The following is a 16,334-nucleotide window of genomic DNA, read 5'->3' on the forward strand; positions in this document are numbered from 1 at the left end:
TGGCTGGAGGAGCCATGGACGTGGAGCCGAGCAGAGGCGGGCCCGACCTGCGCGAGGCGCACCGGTTCGCGGTGGAGGCCGCCCAGGCGGCGGGCCGGCTGCTGCGCCGGGGCACCCGGAGGGAGGTGCACGCCCGGGCCAAGAACGACACCGGCGACCTGGTCACCGACCTCGACCTGGCGGCCGAGCGGCTGATCGTCGACCGGATCCGGGCCCGCTGGCCGGAGCACGGCGTGATCGCCGAGGAGGGCGGCGAGTACGCCCCGGACACCGCCTTCGCGTGGCTTGTCGACCCGCTCGACGGTACCAACAACGTGGCGATCGGGCTGCCCGCGTACGTGGTCGGGATCGCCCTGTGCGACAACGGCTCGCCGGTGCTCGGCGTGGTCCACGACCCGGTCGCCGGCCGTACCTGGTCGGCGGTGCGGGGCCGGGGCGCGTTCGTGCACACCTCCGGACCGGCCGCCCGTCCGCTGCGCGCCGCGCACCGGCCGGTGCCGGCCGCGCCGGTGCTGGCCTGGACCCAGGGGCACGAGGTACGCCGGGACGACAGCACCGCCCGCGCGCTGAAGGTGGTGCTCGACACGACCGCCCGCCGGGTGCTGCAACTGTGGGCGCCGCTGCTGTCCTGGGTGATGCTGGCCCGCGGCGACATCGACGGCATCGTCGGCTACCGGCCCGAGGCGGTCGACCTGCCCGCCGGGATGCTGCTCGCCGCCGAGGCCGGCATGGCGGTACGCGCGCTCGACGGCGGCACGTTCGACGACAGGTACGGCTGCCCCGCGGACCGGCGCAGTTTCGTGGCCGGGCCGCCGGAGACCATCGACCGGCTGGTCAAGCTGGTCACCGCGGCACAGTGGATCGAGCCGCAGGTGCGCCGCCTCACCCCGGTCAGCCTCGGCTCGGTCGGCTGGTGAGGCGCGATCCGCTAGCCTCGGCCGGATGGCCGCCAGACAGCTCAAGCTCGGGCTCCGGGTCCGCGACCTGGACCGCTCCCACCGGCTCTACCGGCGACTCGGCTTCAAGGAGATCCCGAACGCCGAGCAGACGAACCTGCGCTACCTGACCTTCGGTCACACCTGGCTGATCCTGTCCGACCTGCACCGCCACGGCCACCACAACGCGCAGCGGGAACGCGACGTCAAGGCCGGGCCGCCGGGGCTCGGTGTCGTGCTCACCGTGCCCACCGCGGACCTGGACGCCACGTACGCGCTGTGGTGCGACGAGGGGCTGCCGGTCACGCTCGAACCCGAGGACGTGGGCTGGGCGCGGATCTTCTACGGGCTCGACCCGGACGGCTACGAGGTGATGTTCGAGCAGTTCCGTCCGGCGTCGCGCTCCGCCGACGCCTGACGGGCGTCGCGGCGGGTCAGGGCCTTGACGCCGTCCGGGCGGCCAGGAAGTCCGCCCAGGTCCGCACGCCTCTCGCGGCGCCCGGCCGGGCCAGGTTCACGCCCTGGCGGTACGCCCGGCCGGCCCGCCCGGGGATGCGGACCGGCAGTCGCGCACGGCGCTTCCCGGTGGCCGCCAGGTAGCCGGTCAGCAGCTCACCGATCCCGTACGTGTGCGGCCCGGCCAGATCCGGCACCAGCCCGGCGGGCGCGCCCAGCGTCAGCTCGGCCAGCCGCGCCGCGACCTCGGCGGCGTCGACCGGCTGCAACCGCAGCCCGCCCGGCACCGGCGTCACCGGCAGCCGGGTCATCGCCGTCAGCATGGTCAGCACCAGGTCGTGCGCCTGCGCGGCGCGCAGCACCGTCCACGGGACGCCGGAGTCCGCCACCGCGCGTTCGGCGTCGAGCTTGGACCGCATCCAGGCCAGCGGCACCCGGTCGGCGCCGGTCACCGAGATGTGCACCAGATGCGTCACCCCGGCCCGGCGTGCGGCCCGGACCAGGTGGGCGGCGGCACGGTCGTCGCCCTTCGCGCCGCCGGCCAGGTGCAGCACCGTGCGCACGCCGCGCAGGGCGGGGCCGAGGTCGGCGCCGCTGAGCAGGTCGGCGGTCACGTGGGTGACGCCGTCGCCGGACCGCCCGCCGCGCCGGCTGAGCACCCGCACGGGGTGCCCGGCGGCGCGCAGCAGCGGTACGACGTGCCGGCCGATAGTGCCGGTGCCGCCGGTGACCAGGATGTGTGGGTTCATCGTCTTTCCCTCCGTCGCCTGTGCTGTCACGTCGACCCGCGCCGACCCGTCGACGTGACAGGTGTGACGGTGGTCACCTCCGGTCACCTCGGTCGGTCGTGGCGGGTCGAGACGACGTGCGGGAGGGGAGGCTCAGGTGATGGACCACGGGCTGGCGGAGCGGTTCGAGCGGGAGCGGCCGCGGCTGCGCGCGGTGGCCTACCGGCTGCTCGGCTCGCTCACCGACGCCGAGGACGCCGTGCAGGAGACCTGGCTGCGGCTGGCCCGTACCGACGCCGCCACGGTGGACAACCTGGACGCCTGGCTCACCACTGTGGTCGCCCGGGTCAGCCTGAACACGCTGCGGTCCCGCGTCGCCCGACGGGAGGACTCCCTCGACGTCCGCCTGCCCGACCCGGTGGTGGACACCGGCGCCGACGACCCGGCGCACGCCGCGGTCCTCGCCGACTCGGTGGGGCTGGCGCTGCTCGTGGTTCTGGACACGCTGAGCCCGGCCGAGCGGCTCGCGTTCGTGCTGCACGACATGTTCGGCGTGCCGTTCGACGAGATCGGCCCGCTCGTCGACCGCTCACCGGCAGCGGCCCGGCAGCTCGCCAGCCGGGCCCGCCGCCGGGTACGCGGACAGGCGCCCACGCCCGATCCCGACCTGACCCGGCAGCGGGCGGTGGTGGACGCATTCCTCGCCGCCGCCCGCGACGGCGACCTCGACGCGCTGATCGCGGTGCTGCACCCGGACGTGGTGCTGCGTTCCGACGCGGGGACCGCCCGCGCCCGCCACACGGTCGTGCTCACCGGCGCGACGACTGTGGCGGCGCAGGCCACCACGTTCGGGCGGCTGTTCCCGCACGCCCGGCCGGTGCTGGTCAACGGCGCCGCCGGGGTGCTGGTGAGCGCCGGGGACCGTCCGCTGTCGGTGATGGCGTTCACCGTCACCGGCGGGCGGATCGCCGCCGTGGACGTGATCGCCGACCCGCGCCGGCTGGCCGCGCTCGGTCTCGCCGGCTGACCCGGAGCCGTCTCAGTCGACCAGAACCAGGTTGGCCATGTCGACCACCGGCCGGAAACCCAGCCCGGCATAGAGCCGGTTCGACACCGGGTTGGCCTGGTCGGTGAACAGGCACACGCGCGCGCCCTCTGCCGTGAGCAGCCGGCACACCTCGGCTACCGCGTTGCCGGCCCAGCCGCGCCCACGCTGCTCGGGTGGCGTGTAGACCGGCCCGATCCGGGCCACGCCGAACGACGGCGGGTTGGCGGCGGTCAGGTGCACCGGGACGCCCGACCCGTCGGTCCAGAACCAGACCCGCCCGTCCCGGATGCGGCGCAGCAACTCGGCGCGGTCGGGCGTCTCGTGTGCGCTGGTGCCGGGCGGGCGGCCCGCCTGCTCGTCGGCGTCGGCCGTGAACGCGCCGAACCACGCGGCGACCAGGTCGACCTCGTCGGGCCCGGCGGCCCGCAGCGCGCCGGGCACCGGGGCCGGTGGCGCCAACTGGTCCAGCACGTGCAGCCGGGTGTGCTGGCCGACCTCGACCCGGCCGCCGTCGAGGCGTGCGACCTCGTCGGCGCAGGCGCGCGCGGCGGGCAGCGCGCCGTTGACCGCGCGGATCCGTTCGCCGCGCCGGTGCCACGCACGGGCCAGCGCCACGGCGGCCTCCGGCGGCATCGGCAGCAGGAACGCCGGCCGCGGCGGGAACGGCGCGGTACGCATCGCGGCGCCCACCACCGCGCCGGAGGCGTCCCGCACCACCAGCCACCAGTCGTCCTCGGGCAGCGCGACGCCCTCGGCGCGGCGGGCTGCCATCCGGCGCGTGACGCTGGCGACGACGGTGTTGATCACCGGGTCGGCGGCCAGGTACGCCTCGGCGGCGGCGAGGAACTCGTCCGGGTCGGTGCAGAAGTGCAGGGTGGGCGCGGCGGTCATGCGGGCACCGTAGTCACTGCCCTCGGCCGGGTCGTAGCGGTTTTCCCGCCCCCTGCTCAGGGGGCGATGCGCAGCCGGCGGATGTGGGTGTCGTCGTACTCCTCGAACCGGAACCGCAGCCCGGCGAACGGGCTGCCGGGGAAGTCGCCGCTGATCGTCGCCGTCACCACCGTGCCGGCCGGCGTCTGCTCGACGTCGGTGATCTCGTACGACACCAGCGGCGTGCCGCTGCGCCAGGCGCGGATCTCCGCGATCCCGCGGTGGGTGCGGCCCTCGTCCTCGACCACCGCGTCGTCGGCGAACAGCGCCAGGTAGGGCTCCTTGTCGGCCTGGCCGGCGAGCGCGAAGTAGCGGCGGACGATCTCGGGCGGGTTGCTCATGGGCGCGATGCTAGGCGCCGGGACCGACAAGAAGCGCCGTGACGGTGGCGGCGGTGGCCAGCACGGCGAGCACGGCGCTGGTCGCCACGAACCGGCCCAGCGGCACGGCCACCCCGGCGGCCCGGCAGCGCTCGTACCAGATCAGTGTCGCCAGCGACGCCCACGGCGTGGCCAGCGGACCCACGTTCGTACCGATCAGCAGCGCCAGCAACTGGGTGTGCCGGTCGGCCGCGATGACCGCCTCGCCGGCCAGGTACGCGGGCAGGTTGTTCACCACGTTGCTGAACAGCGCGCCGACCGCGCCCGCCCGCAGCGCGCCCTCCGCGCCCGGGTCGGTGCCGATGAGCGTGCCCATCACGGTGTCCAGGCCGAACCGGCCGATGGTCTGCACCACCAGGAACAGCCCGGTCACGAAGACCAGCAGCCGCCACGGCACCAGCGCGAGCCGCAGCCGGTGCCGGGCCCGCACCGCGAAGCCGGCGACCAGGATCGCGGCGGCCACCCCGGAGGCGACGCCGATCTCGACCCCGGCGAGGATCCCGGCGACGAACAGCAGGCAGGCGGCGAGCGCGGTGCGGTAGAGCGCCCGGTCCGGCGGCACGTACGGCGGCGGCGGGTCGAACGGGTCGGCCCCGGCGCGCGCGGGACGCCAGTACCACCACCACAGCAGCAGCGCGGTCACCGCCACGGCGACGAGCTGCGGCCACCACATCCGGGCCGCCCACGGCACCGGGTCCAGGTCGACCCGGTCACTGGCCAGGATGTTCGTCAGGTTGGACACCGGCAGCAGCAGGCTCGCCGTGTTCGCCAGCCACACGGTGGTCATGGCCAGCGGCGTCGGCGGCACGTTCAGCGCCCGGGCCAGCGCGATCATCACCGGCGTGAGCAGGACCGCCGTGGTGTCCAGGTTGAGCGCGATGGTGGTCACCGAGGCGAAGCCGACACAGAGCCAGAACAGGGCCCGGAAGCTGCCCCGCGCGGTCACCGCTACCCGGGTCGCGAGCGCGTCGAACACCCCGGCCACAGCGGTCAGCTCGGCCAGCACCACCACCGTGCCGAGGAAGATCAGGATGGGGACGATCCGCCGCATGGTCGCCTCGGCGTCGGCGCGGGGCAGCAGTCCGGTGAGCACGCACACCAGCCCGACCACGGCCAGCCCGACAGCGATCCAGTCCAGCACGTGCAGGCGGCCCCAGCGGGAACGGTCGGGCACGGCGTTCGGCGGATCGCCGGGGGTCTCCACGAGTGATGATCCTCGCACACGGTGGTGCGGGCGCAGGAGCCCGACGCGGTCGCGATCCGGGCTGCCGAGGGTGTCGATCTGTTGACCGTCGGTGGCCATAATGACCATGTGGCTGTAGGCGCGCACCCCACCCGGTCCGACCGCCCCATCGACTTCTTCATCAGTTACTCCCCGGCCGACGAACGCTGGGCGACGTGGCTGGCGTGGGAGTTCGAGGCGGCCGGTTACCGCACGCTGCTGCAGGCGTGGGACTTCGTGGCCGGCACCAACTTCATCGACTTCATGGACCGTGGCGTCCGTGAGGCCGAGGTGGTGGTGGCGGTACTGTCCGAACGCTACCTGCACTCCACCTACGGCAAGCTGGAGTGGCAGGCCGCGCTGCGCGCCGACCCGGACGGCACCGGCAACAAGCTCGTCACGGTACGCGTCGAGGACTGCCCGATCGACGGGCTGCTCGCCACCATCACCTATGTGGACCTGGTCGGTGTGGACGACCCGGCGCAGGCCCGCAACCGGGTGCTCGACCGCATCCGGGAGGCGCTCGACGGCCGGGCCAAACCGATGCGGCAGCCGGCGTTCCCGCACCACCCGGCCGACCCGCACGGGGTGCTCGCCGCGCCGGCCGCCGGAGCGCCCGCGCCCCGCCGCGCCCGGCGTACCCCGATCAACCCGCCGCCGTTCCCGCCGGCCGCGGTGGCGCCGCCGACCGCCCGGGACACCGTCACGGTGCTCCAGGTCGCCGGGCCGCGCTTCGGCCGGGGCGTGATCACCCCCGGTGCGCCGGTCACCCCCGGCGAGGTGCAGGAACACCTGATGGGCGACCTCACGCTGCTGATGAACGACGGCGTGCCCCGGCCGGACCTGCTCGTCGTCGCCGGCAACCTGACCGAGTCGGGCAGCCCGCGCGAGTTCTCCGACGCGCTGAGCTTCCTCACCGGCCTGCGGGTGCTGCTCGGGCTGGAGCCGCACCGCCTCGTCGTGGTGCCCGGTCCGCGTGACGTGACCATGGCGGCCTGCCGCGCGTACTTCGCCACCTGCGAGGCCGACGACGTCGACCCGCAGCCGCCGTACTGGCCGAAGTGGCGGCACTACGCACGCCTGTTCGACGACCTCTACCAGGGGCTCGACGACCGGATCTTCGACAGCGAGCAGCCCTGGACGCTGTTCGGTGTACCGGACCTGCGGGTGGTGGTGGCCGGGCTGAACTCCACCATCGCCATCACCCACCGCGAGGAGGACCGGTACGGCTTCCTCGGCGAGGCGCAGTCCAGCTGGTTCGCCCAGCGGCTGCGCCACTACCAGCAGTCCGGCTGGCTGCGGCTGGGCGCGATGGCGCACGCGCCCGGGGCGCGCAGCCCGTACGCCGACGAGGTGCCGCCGGACCCGGTGTCGCTGCGCGACCGGGGCGCGGTCAACCGGCTGGTCGGCCCGATGCTCAACCTGCTGCTCTCCGACGCTGCGCCGTCGGCGCGGGTGGACCCGGTGGTGCCGCTGGCCGCGGCTCCCCGCGACGGCCGGGCGCAGGTGCTGCGGCTCGGTGGCGACGGCATGACCCGCTGGGTGCTCGGCCGCGACGACCGCCTCGACTCCGGAGCGGTGACGGCGGTGAACTGGCCGAATGCCGAGGCCACCTTCGGCGCGTCCGGTCCGGCCCAGGTGCCGGACCCGCGCCGCCCGGTCGCCGTCGAGGGAGCCACCCAGGGCGCGGCGGCGGCCGCCGCGCCGGTCGCCCCGGTGCAGCGCCTGCTGGACCGGCTCGCCGAGGTCTGCGAGGCCCGCTACGACCGGGTGGTGGTACGCCGCGTGGACACCGACCCGCCGCACCTGTACATCAGCTACCGCTCCGACGGCGTGGTCCGCCAGCAGCGGGTCGGCGCGCACGTGGGCACCCCCACCGCGGCCGACGTGGACGTCTTCGCCCGCCGGGTGCACGCCACCGACCCGGACATCGCCTCCGAGCTGGTCTACGACGGTGACCGGGTGCCGCGCGGACTGGCCGAGGAGGCGCAACGCCGGGGCGTGCGCGTACTGCACCTGACCGAGTTCCAGGGCCTGCTCGACCTGCGCGAGTACGTCGCCGCGCAGACCGCCCGCCTGCAGGCCGACCGGCACTACCCGCCCGGGCAGTACGTGCCGCAGCGCTACCGCCACCTCGTCGGCGCCGACCAGCGCGTGCGCGACGACGTGGTGGACGAGCTGCTGGAGACCGTCTCCGCGCCGGACGGCCGGTTCGTGCTGGTGCTCGGCGACTTCGGCCGGGGCAAGACGTTCGCGTTGCGGGAGGTGGCCCGGCGGCTGCCGACCGCCGCACCGGACCTGATCCCGATCCTGGTGGAGCTGCGCGCGCTGGACAAGGCGCACTCCGTGGACGGCCTGGTCGCCGCGCACCTGGCCAACCACGGCGAGCAGGTGATCGACCTCAAGGCGTTCCGCTACATGCTGCGCCAGGGCCGCATCGTGCTGCTGTTCGACGGGTTCGACGAGCTGGTCGCCCGGGTGACCTACGACCGGGCGGCCGACCATCTGGAGACGCTGCTGCAGGCTGCCGAGGGCAACGCGAAGATCGTGGTGAGCAGCCGGACCCAGCACTTCAAGACCAACTCGCAGGTGCTGACCGCGCTCGGCGAGCGGGTCGGCCTGCTGCCGCACCGGCGCGTACTCGCGGTGGAGGACTTCACCCCCGGGCAGATCGAGGCGTTCCTGCGCAACCGGTACGGCGGCGACGAGCGGGCCGCCCGCGAACGGATGGACCTGCTCGCCGGGGTCAAGGACCTTCTCGGGCTCTCCCGCAACCCGCGCATGCTCGGCTTCATCGCCAACCTCGACGAGGGGCGGCTCGCCGCCGTCGCCGGCGCGGGCGGCACGTTCAGCGCCGCCGCGCTGTACCGGGAGATCCTGGAGTCCTGGCTGGACTTCGAGGAGCGCCGTACCCAGGGCATCCCCGGCGCGCCGGTGAGCCTGCGCCGCCCCGAGCTGTGGCAGGCGGTGAGCCGGCTGGCGTTCCAGCTGTGGGAGAGCGGGGAGGCGTACCTGCGGCTGGCCGAGCTGGCCGAGTCCACCGGCCAGCTCGCCGGCCGGGCCGACTCGCGGCTGTCCGGCCCGCAGGCGGCGCACGCGGTCGGCGCGGGCAGCCTGCTGGTCCGCACCGACGACGGGCTGTTCGGGTTCATCCACACCTCGGTCATGGAGTGGCTCGTCGCCGAGGGCGTGGCCGAGCAGCTCAACCGCGGTGAGGAGCCGGCCGCGCTGGCGGTGCGGTCGCTGTCCGCGCTCGCCGTGGAGTTCCTCGGCGACCTCGCCGACCCGGCCCGCTGCACCGCCTGGACCGCGCGGGTGCTCGGCGACGAGTCGGCGGGGGAGACGCTGCGCGCCAACGCGCTGCGGCTGTCCGCCCGGCTGCGCCTGCCCGACCGGGCCGACCTGCGCGGCGCGGTGCTGCGCGGCGAGGACCTGTCGCACCGCGAACTCGCCGGGGCCGACCTGACCGGCGCCGACCTGACCGACGCGCGGCTGATCGCCACCAACCTGACCGAGGCGCGGCTGGAACACGCCCGCCTGCGCGGCGCCCGCCTGGACCAGGCCCGCCTCGCCGGGGCGGACCTGCGCGACGCGGAGCTGGCCGGGGCGCGGCTGTTCCGTACCGACCTGCGCGGCGCGCGCGTCGCCGGCAGCAGCTGGCACCGCACCGCGCTCATCGACGTCAGCGCCGACGCGGCGCTGCTGCGCGCCCCGGAGCTGCGCGGCGCCGTCGTCGCGCCGGGCCGTCCGGTCGCGCCCGGCCTGGCCCCGCCCGCCGTGGGCGTCGGCTACGGCTTCGAGGTGGGCCGGCTGCCGGTGCCGGTGGCGTACAGCCCGGACGGCGCGGTGCTCGCGGTCGGCAGCGACGACGGCGGCGTGCTGCTCTGCGACACCGCCACCGGGCTGCCGGTACGCACGCTCCAGGGACACCGGTCCCGGGTGTACGCGGTCCGCTACGACGCCGCCTCCCACCAGCTCGTCACCGGCGCGGCCGACCTCACCGTACGGCTGTGGGACGCCGACCACGGCGACGTGCGGCACGTCATCGAGGACGTCTTCGCCGGCTGGGTCTGGCCGCTGCTCACCGACGGCCGCCGGGGCCGGCTGGTGGTCGGCGACGCGGCCGGCGTGGTCCGGCTGTACGACACCCGCACCGCCCGGCTGCGCCACGAGTGGCCCGGCCACGCCGCGCCGATCTGGGGCACCTCGTTCAGCCCGGACGGCCGGCGGGTCGTGGTGGCCGACAGCGCCGGCACGGTACGCGGCTGGGACATCCCCACCGGCCGGCTGGCCTTCGAGGTGCGGGAGCCGGAAGTCGTCTACCGGGTGGCGCACACGCCGGACGGGCGGCTGCTGGCCGCGGTCGGGCAGCACGGCCGGGTCTGGATCCGCCGGGCCGGCGACGGCGAGCTGCTGCGCTCGCCGCGCGGCCACGAGGCCGACGTGTACGCCCTCGACATCCACCCCGACGGCACGCTGATGGCCACCGGCGACACGCACGGCGCGCTGCGGCTGTGGGAGACCGAGACCGGCCGGCCGGTCCGGGTGCTCGGGCGGCAGCGGGGCGCCATCTACAGCGTCCGGTTCAACGGCGACGGCAGCCTGCTCGCCACCGCCGCCAGCGACGGCGCGATCCAGCTCTGGGACACCGACGACGGGCAGGTCCGGCACGAGCTGACCCGGCACCGCGGCTCGGTGTGGCCGGTGGTCTGGCGGCCGGACCAGAACCAGGTGGCCACCAGCAGCAACGACGGCACCACCCGGCTGTGGGATGTGCGCTCCGGGCAGCTCCAGCACACGCTGCGCGGGCACGGCCGCCGGGTCACCGCGCTGTCCTTCCGCGACGACGGGGAAGTGCTCGCCGCCTGCGGCAACGACGGCGTGATCCGGCTCTGGGAGCCGCGTACCGGCCGCCTGCTGCGGCAGCTCGCCAGCCCCGCCGACCGGCTGCTGTCGGTGGTGTTCTGCCCCGAGGAGTCGCTCGTCGCCTCACCCAGCGGCGACGGCGGCGTGCACCTGTGGAACACCGACACCGGCGCCGACGAGCGGGAACTCAACGTGGACACCGACCACGTCTGGGCGGTCGCGTTCAGCCCCGACGGCGACGCGCTGGCCACGGCGAACGACGACGACACGGTACGCCTGTGGTACCGGCGTACCGGCCGGCACTTCGCCACGCTCACCCCGCACCGGGGCCGGGTGCGCACTGTCGCGTTCAGCCCGGATGGCGAGACCATCGCCACCGGCTGCGACGACCAGACGGTACGGCTCTGGGACGCCGCCACCGCCACCTGCCGGATGACGCTGGAACACCACACCGACCGGGTCTACTCGGTCGGCTTCAACAGCGAGGGCACGCTGCTCGCAAGCGCCGGCAACGACGGCACGGCGGTGGTCTGGGACGTGCAGACCGGCCAGCCGCGCGTCGTGCTCACCGAGCACGACGGGCGGCTCTGGTCGTGCGCGTTCAGCCCGGACGGCAACCTGCTCGCCACCGCCGGGGACGACCTGGTGATCCGGCTGTGGGACCCGGTCACCGGCCGGCTGCACGGCACGCTGGCCGCGCACACCCGGCGGGTCTGGTCGGTGCACTTCAGCCCGGACAGCAGCCTGCTCGCCAGCGCCGGTGACGACGGCACGGTACGGCTGTGGGACGTGGCCGATCCGGAGCACGCCCAGCTGCGGACCACGCTGATCGGCCTGCCGGACGGGTGGGCGGCGGTCAGCCCGGACGGCCGCTACAAGCTGGACGGTGACCCGGGCGGCCAGTTCTGGCACGTCATCGGCACGTGCCGCTTCGAGGTGGGCGAGCTGGACCCGTACCTCACCCAGGTCCGCCGCCTACCCGTGGACGCCCCCTTCTGACCCCGCCCCCGTCCCGCCCCTGAATCTCCCGGTGATCAAGGAGTTTGTGTCCGGATCAGACGTCGTCTCCGACACGAACTCCTTGGTCAACTCCGGGCAGGCGGGGGAGGCGGGGCGGCAGGTCCGGTCCAGCGGACCTCGCCGTCCTGCCACACGTCGGTGGGGGCCAGGCCGCAGGCCGTGGCCACCGCGGCCGACGCGCGGTGGTCGGGATGGAGGTGGGCCACGAGGGTACGCACACCGCGCCGCCCCAGCCAGCCGACCATCCCACGGGCGGCCTCTGTGGCGATCCCGCGCCCCTGCCACTGTGTTCCCACCACCCAGGCGATCTCCGCGACCGGTCCCGCGGTGGCCGGTGTCGCCTCGTCGAGGTGCCGGTGCCCGACTGCCCGCGCGCCCGCCGTGGCGGTGTCCGCCACCGTCCCGTGTGGCTCGGTGACCGTGGCCTGGACGAAGCCGGTCAGCCGGCCGCAGTCCCGGAGCTGGATGACCCAGTTGCACCACGACTCGGCCGGGTCGGGCGAGCCGGCGACCAGCCGTTCGTAGCGGGCCCGCAACGCCGCCGGGGAAGCGGGCTCGCCGCCGATGAAGGTGTGCAGCGCCGGGTCGGCCAGAACGGCGGCCATCTCCTGGGCGTGCTCGACACCCAGCGGCAGCAGGTTCAGCCGTGCGGTGGGGATCGGTTCCGGCATGAACCCGCTCGTCGACGTCAGCGCGCCGGTCAGTTCATCCATGATCGCGCTTCCAGGAGATCGATGACCTGGTCTCGCGGCAGCGAAACGGACCTAACGGTATCCCAGACCGCAACGCCATTCGTGACCCCAAGCCACCCAGACCCGCTGATCTTGCAGTTTGTGCCCGGGCAGATGGGACATTCGCGTCACCGCTTGGGCCGAAAGTGCAAGATCAGCGGGGGACGGGGGTGACGCCGGGGCGGGCGGGGTGTGCCGCCCGCCCCGGGCCGGGACGCCGGTCAGCGGCGCCACTTCTGGTTGGTGGCGCCGGTGCAGTCCCAGATCTGCAGCCGGGTGCCGTCGGCCGAGCTGGGACCGGTGGCGTCCAGGCACTTGTTGGCCTGGGGGTTCACGATGTCGCCGGCCGCGCTGAACACCCACTTCTGCGCGCCGGTGCCGTTGCAGTCGTAGAGCTGCACCTTCGCGCCGCTCGCCGTGGACCCGGCGGCCACGTCGAGGCACTTGCCGAGCGCGCGTACCGAGCCGTCGGCGTTCCAGCTCCAGCGCTGGGCGGCGGTGCCGTTGCAGGTCCAGAGCTGCACGGGCGTGCCGTTGGCGGTGCTGGCACTGGCCACGTCGACGCACTTGTTGCCGTACCCGACGATCTGCCCGCCGGTGCCCCCGCCGCCGTTGTCCCAGGCCTGGACCCGGACGTAGTCGATGGTCATGGTCTGCGGGAACGTGGTGCTGCCGTCCGGCGAGCCGGGCCAGTTGCCGCCGACCGCCACGTTCATGATCATGAAGAACGGGTGGTCGAAGACCCAGCGGTTGCCGCCGATGTCGGCGGGCGTCTTGCGCGAGTACGCCACGCCGTCGAGGTACCAGGTGATCGAGTCCGGCGCCCAGTCCACAGTGAACGTGTGGAAGGCGTCGGCGAGCGCCTGCCCGCCGGGGAGCGAGGTGGACGCGCCGACGCCGCTGCCGCCGGAGTAGCCGGGGCCGTGCAGCGTGCCCCAGACGGTCGACGGCGCGTAGCCGACGTTCTCCATGATGTCGATCTCGCCGCTGCCGGGCCACGGGTTCGTGCCGATGTCGTTGCCGAGCATCCAGAACGCCGGCCACAGTCCCTGTCCACGCGGGACCTTGATGCGCGCCTCGAACCGCCCGTACGCCTGGGCGAACGTGCCGTTGGTGAGCAGGCGGGCCGAGGTGTACTGGCAGCTTCCGTACCAGCACGAGTAGCCGGCCGGGTTCTCCTTACGGGCGGTGATGACCAGGTTGCCGTTGCCGTCGAGCGCGGCGTTGCGGGTGCTGTTGGTGTAGTACTGCAGTTCGTTGTTGCCCCAGCCGCCGCCACCGATGTCGTAGCGCCACTTGCTCGCGTCGGGCGCGGCGCCGGCGGGGCCGTTGAAGTCGTCGGACCAGGTGACCGCGCCGGGTGCGGCGATCGCGGGGGAGTGGGGGACGACGGCGAGGGCGGTGGTGAGGCCGACCGCTGTCACCGCCAGGGCGGCGAGGGTACGGATGGTGCGCACGGGGCGCCTCCTGCGGGGGTGGTGGCTGTTCCCGTCACGGCGGCCGGCCCCGCCCAACGGTAAACAAACCATACAAATAGACTTCGATGAAGGTATGAACGAAGTCGGTCGATGTCAAGAGAGCGTTTCCCGCTGGCGCTCCGATGTCGGCTCCGGCTCGCGCTGCCGCACCACAGTGGGGCGGCGCATGTCCCGCCACGGGCCACCCAGCAGCGGCGTCAGCACCACCAGCAGGTAGCAGGCGCCCATCACGACCAGCGTGGACGTGGGTCCGAACCGGTCCGCGGCGAATCCCGCGCCGACCGCGCCGGCCGGCATGGCCGCCCATGCCCCCGCGCCGATCACCCCGTACACCCGGGCCCGCATGGCCGGCGGCACCCGCTCCAACTGGACCGCGCCCATCAGCGGGTTGAGCGCGCCGGCGGCCAGCCCGGCCATCGCCACCACGGCGGCCACCACCGGCAGCGGCGGCGCGGCGGCGAGCGCCCACAGTGGTGGGGCGCCGCACAGCACGTACGCGGTGACGAACGTGGCCCGGCGGGGCAGCCGGTGCCCGATCGCGCTGAACACCAGCGAGCCGACCAGCGCCCCGCCACCCATGACGCCCACCAGCAGGCCGAACGCGGCCGGCCCGCCGAGTTCCCGTTCGGCGACCACCGGTAGCAGCACGTTGCTCTTCGCCGCGTCGAACAGGTTCGTCACCAGCACCAGCAGGACCATGGCGCGCAGCAGCGGCTCGCGGACCAGGAAGCGCAGCCCGGCGGCGAACTGCCGCCAGTAGCCGCCGGTCTCCGGCTCGCTCCCGTCGTCGGACGGTCGCAGGCCACGCGGCACCAGCAGCGTCACCACGAGGGCCGACACGGCGAACGTCACCGCGTCCAGCGCAAGCACCGGCACCGCCCCGAACACACCGACCAGCAGACCGGCCACGGGTGCGCCGATCATCCGGGCGCCGCGCGAGGTCGCGTCCTCCCACCCGGCCGCCCGCTCGATCGGCACACCTGCCGCCGCCGCGGCCTCCGGCAGCAACGCGGTGCGCGCGGTCTGCCCCGGCGTGTCCAGCAGCCCGCTGACGAAGACCAGGGCCAGCAGCGCCGGGAACGGCAGGCCGACCGTGGCGTGCAACAGGGGTACGGCGGCGATGGTCACGCCGGAGACCACGTCGGCGAGCACACTCGACCGCCGGTAGCCGATCCGGTCGACGAGCACGCCGCCGAACGCGCCGCCGAGCACCACCGGCGCGGTGGCGAACGCCCCGGCCAGCCCGGTGGCGGCCGGCGAACCGGTCTCGGCCAGCACGTAGAGCGGCAGCGCGATGAGCGTGAGCACGTTGCCGGTCAGCGAGACGGCGTGCCCGATCAGCAGTCCGGCCAGGGGCCGGCGGTCGCGGGTCACTGCGGCCCCCGGTACGCCTGCCAGATCAGCGTGACCATCTCGGCGCCGGCTCGGCCGGGTGCGCCGCGCTCCTGCCAGCGCCGGCCCAGCGCGGACAGTTCGGCGCGCAGCTCGACCAGTTCCTCAGGTGTCAGGCGCAGCACGATGTCGCTGCTGGTGGTGCCGCGTACCCAGGCCGGGTCGAGGCTCGCCTCGGAATCCAGGTACGCCTGGTAGCGGTCCACGTAGCGCTGCATGGCGGCCTGACGCAGCAGGTTGCCGGCGAGCCGGCGCTCCGGGTCGTCGAGCAGTTCGAGCGGATCCCAGTCGGTGGTGGCGTGCGCAGCCCGCCACCACCGCTCGCGCCGGTCCCGGGCCAGGTCCGGGGCCTCGGTCACGAAGCCGTGCTCGGCCAGCTTGCCGACGTGGTAGCTGACCGAGCCCACCGCCTCACCGGTCCGCTCGCTGAGCATGCCGACCGTCTGCGGGCCACGCAGGCGCAGTTCGCCGAGCAGCCGCAGCCGGGTGGGGTGGGCCAGCGCCCGCATGGCTCGCGGGTCGCTCACGCGCCGGTTGCCGGTTCCGTCCGTCATGCCGCCAGGCTAGACCGACAAGGAGTGATGTACAAGGAGTCTTGTTGAATCTGGCGGGGTCTCAGTCGAGGCAGAACTCGTTGCCCTCCGGATCGGTCATCAGCACGTGCCCCGCCTCCAGCGGGGGAGCGGGCTCGTAGCGCCCGACGCGCGTCGCACCGAGTGGGACGAGCAGGTCGGCCGCCGCCTCCAGCGCCGCCATCCGGGCCTCGCCGGTCAGCCCGGGCGCTGCCCGGACGTCCAGATGAACCCGGTTCTTGACCCGCTTGGACTCCGGCACCCGCTGGAAGAACAGTCGTGGACCGGCGCCCTCCGGGTCGACCACGGCCGAGGCGTCGTTGTGCCGCTCCGGCGGAACGCCCATCGCGGTCAGCGCCTGCTCCCACGAGTCGAAGCCCTCCGGCGGGCCCTGGACCCGGTAGCCGAGGACCTCGGCCCAGAACGTCGCCAGCTTCGCCGGGTCGGCGCAGTCGATGGTGATTTGTACGTCGCGGGCCATCTCGGCTCACCTTCCGTCCGGTCCGCCGGCGAACCGGCGGCGCGTGTGATCGGTCGCCGTCCAGCCTGCCGGAGCCAGCGGACAGAGGCTGTCCT

General features: G+C 74.4%; 13 protein-coding genes. 4 read left to right on the top strand and 9 right to left on the bottom strand.

The genetic code is table 11. The features are described 5' to 3' along the window. Positions 1-14: 14 nt before the first annotated feature. Both AMK25_RS12610 and AMK25_RS12615 read left to right on the top strand, forming a co-directional pair. The gene (locus tag AMK25_RS12610; protein WP_073828532.1) at positions 15-917 is read left to right on the top strand and encodes an inositol monophosphatase family protein; all 903 of its coding nucleotides are present in this window, start codon (positions 15-17) and stop codon (positions 915-917) included. 25 nt (positions 918-942) lie between these two features. Then, the gene (locus tag AMK25_RS12615; RefSeq protein WP_073828533.1) at positions 943-1,353 is read left to right on the top strand and encodes a VOC family protein; all 411 of its coding nucleotides are present in this window, start codon (positions 943-945) and stop codon (positions 1,351-1,353) included. Positions 1,354-1,369: 16 nt separating this feature from the next. Here AMK25_RS12615 and AMK25_RS12620 read toward each other — a convergent pair whose 3' ends face one another. Further along, a complete protein-coding gene (locus AMK25_RS12620) occupies positions 1,370-2,140 on the bottom strand; it encodes an SDR family oxidoreductase (RefSeq protein ID WP_073828534.1) in 771 nt (256 codons plus the stop codon). 139 nt (positions 2,141-2,279) lie between these two features. On the opposite strand from AMK25_RS12620, the gene sigJ reads away from it, so the two are divergent. Next, the gene (sigJ, locus tag AMK25_RS12625; protein WP_073828535.1) at positions 2,280-3,146 is read left to right on the top strand and encodes an RNA polymerase sigma factor SigJ; all 867 of its coding nucleotides are present in this window, start codon (positions 2,280-2,282) and stop codon (positions 3,144-3,146) included. 12 nt (positions 3,147-3,158) lie between these two features. Here sigJ and AMK25_RS12630 read toward each other — a convergent pair whose 3' ends face one another. From AMK25_RS12630 to AMK25_RS12640, 3 genes are read right to left on the bottom strand one after another with little or no spacing between them, the layout of a single operon-like run. Continuing rightward, entirely contained in the window at positions 3,159-4,058 is a 900-nt protein-coding gene (locus tag AMK25_RS12630; protein ID WP_073828536.1) for a GNAT family N-acetyltransferase, read from the bottom strand. 56 nt (positions 4,059-4,114) lie between these two features. After that, positions 4,115-4,438 carry a nuclear transport factor 2 family protein gene (locus tag AMK25_RS12635; protein ID WP_073828537.1) on the bottom strand — a complete coding sequence of 108 codons (324 nt, stop codon included), beginning with the start codon at positions 4,436-4,438 and terminating at the stop codon, positions 4,115-4,117. 10 nt (positions 4,439-4,448) lie between these two features. After that, positions 4,449-5,681 (bottom strand): SLC13 family permease, encoded by a 1,233-nt coding sequence (locus AMK25_RS12640; RefSeq protein ID WP_073828538.1) that lies wholly within the window; start codon positions 5,679-5,681, stop codon positions 4,449-4,451. A gap of 108 nt (positions 5,682-5,789) precedes the next feature. On the opposite strand from AMK25_RS12640, the gene AMK25_RS12645 reads away from it, so the two are divergent. Continuing rightward, on the top strand, positions 5,790-11,564 hold the full coding sequence (locus tag AMK25_RS12645; RefSeq protein ID WP_073828539.1) for a TIR domain-containing protein: 5,775 nt from the start codon (positions 5,790-5,792) through the stop codon (positions 11,562-11,564). An 86-nt stretch (positions 11,565-11,650) separates the two neighbouring features. Here AMK25_RS12645 and AMK25_RS12650 read toward each other — a convergent pair whose 3' ends face one another. The 5 genes from AMK25_RS12650 to AMK25_RS12670 form a co-directional block, all read right to left on the bottom strand. After that, on the bottom strand, positions 11,651-12,298 hold the full coding sequence (locus AMK25_RS12650; protein WP_073828540.1) for a GNAT family N-acetyltransferase: 648 nt from the start codon (positions 12,296-12,298) through the stop codon (positions 11,651-11,653). A gap of 239 nt (positions 12,299-12,537) precedes the next feature. After that, a complete protein-coding gene (locus tag AMK25_RS12655; RefSeq protein ID WP_073828541.1) occupies positions 12,538-13,773 on the bottom strand; it encodes a glycoside hydrolase family 16 protein in 1,236 nt (411 codons plus the stop codon). A 114-nt stretch (positions 13,774-13,887) separates the two neighbouring features. Then, positions 13,888-15,168 (bottom strand): MFS transporter, encoded by a 1,281-nt coding sequence (locus tag AMK25_RS12660; protein WP_073828542.1) that lies wholly within the window; start codon positions 15,166-15,168, stop codon positions 13,888-13,890. Then, positions 15,165-15,740: a helix-turn-helix domain-containing protein gene (locus AMK25_RS12665; protein WP_073828543.1), complete on the bottom strand. Its 576-nt coding sequence runs from the start codon at positions 15,738-15,740 to the stop codon at positions 15,165-15,167. Before AMK25_RS12665 ends, AMK25_RS12660 begins: the two co-directional genes overlap by 4 nt. A 61-nt stretch (positions 15,741-15,801) precedes the next feature. After that, positions 15,802-16,239, bottom strand: a complete 438-nt coding sequence (locus AMK25_RS12670) for a VOC family protein (protein ID WP_073828544.1) — start codon at positions 16,237-16,239, stop codon at positions 15,802-15,804. Positions 16,240-16,334 lie beyond the last annotated feature (95 nt).

This window comes from Micromonospora sp. TSRI0369 (assembly GCF_001905625.1).
GTDB lineage: Bacteria > Actinomycetota > Actinomycetes > Mycobacteriales > Micromonosporaceae > Micromonospora > Micromonospora echinospora_A.